This is a genomic window from Bartonella sp. MU70NMGDW, assembly GCF_042194085.1.
Taxonomy (GTDB): domain Bacteria; phylum Pseudomonadota; class Alphaproteobacteria; order Rhizobiales; family Rhizobiaceae; genus Bartonella; species Bartonella grahamii.
Genome location: NZ_JBHIMK010000107.1, coordinates 1 through 5,067 on the forward strand (window position 1 = coordinate 1; position 5,067 = coordinate 5,067).

The 5,067-nt window shown below is 39.9% G+C and carries 1 protein-coding gene; it reads right to left on the reverse strand.

Going from position 1 to position 5,067, the window contains the following annotated elements:
* On the reverse strand, window positions 1–4,959 hold a 4,959-nt coding region (locus tag ACFIKE_RS08155), incomplete at its 3' end, for a hypothetical protein (protein ID WP_375649184.1).
* Window positions 4,960–5,067: the final 108 nt, after the last annotated feature.

Here is a 5,067-nt window from a genome sequence, read left to right on the forward strand (position 1 = left end):
AGAATTATTACCATAGATCGCTATACCCTTTGCAACTTCAAAATCAGTTTTCTTCAACGAAACTGTCCCTGTTATGCCTATAGGTGTTTTCTCCTGTTTGGATACAGCGCTCCGCTTAGCAACAATTGCTTTCTCAGTTGCTAAATCCTTACTTCGATTTTGTTGACTCTCTTCTTTCTGTGTTACTCCATCAAAATATATACCATAGGTTCCATAACCTTCTACTTTAACAGTAGAAGATTCGATATTTGCGTGATTCATAGCAGGACGAACCTCAGAAGATCTCCTTCTCCTAGAAGAACCCGTTTCAACCACATCATCACCAGAGTTCATAACCCACAAAGCATGAGCATCAGTAACAACATTTCCATTCTTAAAATCAACAGAAGCATTATCACTCAACAGAAAAGCTGCACGTGCAAAATTATCTGCAGAATCTAATTTTTCTGCTGTTTTTTTCACATTAATGTTAACTTTGTCTAACTCAACGCTTCCCCCAGCTTCTGACCTCACAGCCACTCCATTTGCCAAAGTAATAGCCCCAGAGTCCATAGTCACCTTACCGCCTGTACTTGCCAGACCAGCTGCAACATCCCCCGTCACGTTAATTCTCGTATCCTTTAAATTAACAGATGATCCAAAACCCGCCAAAGCGCCCACATAAAGCGCATCAACTGTTCCATCAGTCATCTTAACCTTTCCGCCACTTTGCGCTTCAAGCCCAATCACAGAAGATTGGATTTTCGATTTCTTATCCAAAATAACTTCTGCCTTATCTTCTGCAAGCACAGCACTTACGAGCTTTGATACAGTAGAATTAACATTACTTTTACTATCAGAAGAATCTGCCCCACTAATTGTGGCCCCTTCTAGTTTAATAATTGTATTCTGACTTTTTGCATGCATAGAATGTTGAGTTGCCTCACTTGCCTTCAGTGTAAGATTTTTCATTGTATATGTCTTACCATCACTACACGAATAAGCACCTTGCAATCTTTCCGTACCATTTTCCCCCGTATTACTACACTGAGAAGAAACACCTTCCTGCTTTATAGCATTGGCTGATACAGTCGCCACCATAGGCTTGTGCGATTCAGATCTAAGTGTGTCGGCTCCTTTATTATAAAATAGAACACGCGCTATAGGTTTACTATCCATCTTCTTAGAGGCAGGCTTCCTTTGCTTAGATTTAGTAGAATTAACTAGGGCAGAAGAAAACTGAGGCTTTTTAGTTTTTCCAGAAGTAGCAGGCACTTCAGTCTTGACCTTTCCCAACGAAGAAGATTGAGGAGCAGCAGAAGACGAAGTCCGTTCTTCAGTTTCAGAAGATGGAGAAGTTCCAGTCAAAGAACCTAATTCCATATTAGAATTGCCTGTGTCAGACCTTCCAAGTACAGAACTCTCCGGCGTAGAAGATTGAGGAGTAGCAGAAGACATAACGGCCTGAGATGGAACTAATGCAACCGTTGTATTATTATCCTCTGTAATATGACCTTCTCCATCTACTATAGTATAACCTACAGCATCAGATTCCGCACTTGAACTATCAAGAAGAGAAATACCTAAAGTGTCACTATCTCCACCTGTTAATCTATCTTCTGTTCTCGGTGATGGAATAGGTCCACTTTCATCTACATCATTCACATCAACTGTATCATTATCACTACGGAGTACTGTAGAATATTCTACTTCATTCTGACTACCCGTTCTATTAGGAGAAGCAGTATGAGAAGTATCTACACTTTCATCAATAGTTTCCCCAGTTGTCAAAACAGTTCCTGAAGTAGATGGAGTATTTCCTGAAGCTTCAGGAGTTTGAATCAGATCTCCAACAGATGAATCAGTTGAATCCACATCATCTTCTTCCATATCATCATCATAATCATAATCTTCTATATCATCATCATCATCTTCTACTATACTATACCCAGCATCACCATATTCCGCCCTTGAATCACCAAGAAGAGAAATACTTATAGCTTCACCATTTTCATCTGTTGTTAGCAATAATGTATCCCCTGTTTCCGAATACGGAGTAGATGAAATATGGTCTTCAGAATCCAAATCATCAGAAGTACCTTGAGAAACCATAGTAGATGTAAGACCTAAATCCGTACTAGACTCATCTGTACCAGATCCCGTCGATAAACTAGGTGGAGACTGAACTACTACCCGCTCCGATAATGGAGAACCCTCTGTACCTTCTCCAACAGAAACAACACGCTCAATTTCTAAAGAGAAATCCCAAAATTTATTTCCCAATCCTAACAATGTAGGATTGAAAGAGTCCTCTTTTTTTTGCACAGCATGAAGAGTATATTGATAAGGAGTACCCAGAGTAACATAAGAACCATCCAGCTTGAAAGAATCTTGTTTTGCTTGCCCATAAACCTGAATAAGCGAAACACTGTGTCTAGCTGAATCCGCTTGCCCTTCTCCACCTGAAGTATCATTTACTTGTCCTTCTCCACCTGAAGTATCATTCACATGTACTATAGTTTGCCCTTCAACGTCACCATTAACTATAAGCCTATCAGATACCTGAGTATTTTTTGCACCAGACGAAGCTAAATTTACATTGAAATGAATTTTTGAGGTCCCCGAAGCTGTGTAAACCACACCGTTTCGACTTGCATCTGCACTTCCAATGCGAAGGGTTCTATATTCAATATCCCCAGCATTTCCATTTCTGAAAGAAGTAAAAAATTTAATATCACTATCTGAAAGTTTTATAGATGAAATGCATGAATCCACACAAGTATGATCTGAACTGTTCACACTACTATGTAGATTCTTTTTTACATGCCATTGCGATTCATTGGATAAGAAAAGCTTAGCATGAGAACCTTTCTCAATACGAGCACCTCCTATAATTGAAGAGTTTTGAACAAAAACAGACAGATCGGACTTATTTTCAGCGTTCAATAATAAACCACCTGAAACATTTGATGTGTCTTTTATAATAACGTTCCCCGCCAAATTATCACCATAAATGGCCACACCATTTGGAACTTCGAGACGAGTACCTTTCAAAAGAACTGCATGTAACCTATTTTTCTTATCTTTTTCCCTCTCCAATTTCTTCTTATTATCCTCTATAAAATCTTCTTCCCCATCAAAATATATACCGTAAGAGTTACCACTCAGTGTAATAGTTGACTGTTGAATCTCAGAAACCATGAACTTTGTAATTGTAGAGGGTCCACTAGATTTTGCAGAAAATAAATCCGGCCCTAAAAAATGCTCTATAACAGAAGAAGTCTCTTCAATGAGAGCAGCTTTAGTATTGGACGTACCTACTACCGCCTTTCCTCCCATCAGCACCACTTCTTCTGGAGCAGCTGGAGCAGCTTGATTAGCTTGATTAGCTTGACCAGCTGCAGCAGCTTGACCAGCTGCATTACCTGGATTAGCAGTCTGTAGACTACTATAATCAAACAGAACGCTTGGAAACGCATCATTTATCAACAACGCAACGGTATTGGAACCTTCAAGTTGTCCATTTTTAAAAGAAATGTTACCTCCATACGATAAAAAACCAGCACTATATTCGCTTAATAAAGCCCTTAATAAAGCCTTGTTTTTTACCTCAGAAACTCTGATAGTAGTTCCATCTAATACTACAAGCCCCCCTGCTTCCGCAATAGCCCCTACCCCACCATTGTCTATAGTAATTTGTCCAGACTGCATCTGTATAACAGATTTTCCAACACTCCACAAACCAACTCCAAGAGTATCAATATTTACTTGATTTAAAGAAATTCGTCCACCACCTAAAGCTAAAGCATTTACATAAGTACCTTGGATAGATCCACCTAGCATAGAGATAGTTCCGTAACCTTGAGCTCGAAGTCCAACAAAAAAACTGTTAATTTTTGAGTCTATTAAATTAACTGTCTCATATGGATTGTTTACCAACACAGCAACCCCCCAATTGATTCTATCAATGACTCCATTGATTTTATTAAGAGGAGCCTCTTGACCCGCTCTCGCAACAGGACGATATCCACTAACATTGAGAGAATTATTTGTAGTGCGAACTAATGTACTAATATCTCCTATTCCTAAAAGGCTAGGAGAATGATTCTTCCCCCGTACATTCATAATAGATACACGATCCAAATTAAGAACAGTTTTTTCTGTCTCTTTCTGTGTAGTATTATTCATATATACAGCAGAACCATCCTCTGTCACCACAATACCCCCCCCTGTTATTCCATATTCTCCAGGCTTATTGCAGGAGATAGCTTTATATAACACAGAATCAGTAAAACCTACAGAATTACGTTCTTTAGCTCCTACATCTGCAGCAGCTCCTACATCTGCAGCTCTTGTTACTCTATTGCGCGTATTATTTTGAGGCCTTAGCCCACCTGGAATAGCACCGCCTGCAAAGGGAGTTGTAGCACTTCTGAAAGTAGCATTGAGAACACCACCTGGGACAGCACCTGGCATACCTGTTGGAACAGGAGCACGTGGAACACTAACACTTGGAACACCAACACCTGGAACACCAGGACCTGGAACACCAACACCTGAAACACCAGGACCTGGAACAGCAGCACCAGCAGCACCAGCAGCACCAGCAGCAGCAGCAGCAGCAGCAGCACGTGGAACACTATTACCTGAATAGCTCATTAGACTACCAAGATCAACAATAGCATTCTGTTCAGTAGAGTGACAACTAGTAATAGGTAAATATACCTTCTGATTCTTACGCACAGCCCCCGATGCACCCCCAACTACAATATCGTTGGGTTCACCTGAAGAAGGTGCAGCTGGAGAAGATGCAGCTGGAGAAGATGTCACTGTATTTGCGTATGATAAAGATGTTCCGAAGCTCGGTAATAACAACCGATTACCCATCACCTCCATAGAAGCATCTACACTTTGTAAAAAGAAGAGAGCACTTGTTGTCAGTGCATACAGACTTGTACGCTTTTTAAATACATTGGTCATATGTTAAACTTTCTAAATAATGTTGCAAAAACACTAGAATTAAGTGAAAATGAGGTAAGTGAACAATTTGTAACATATGTTAGTCAACTTTACAACATAGTGTTATTT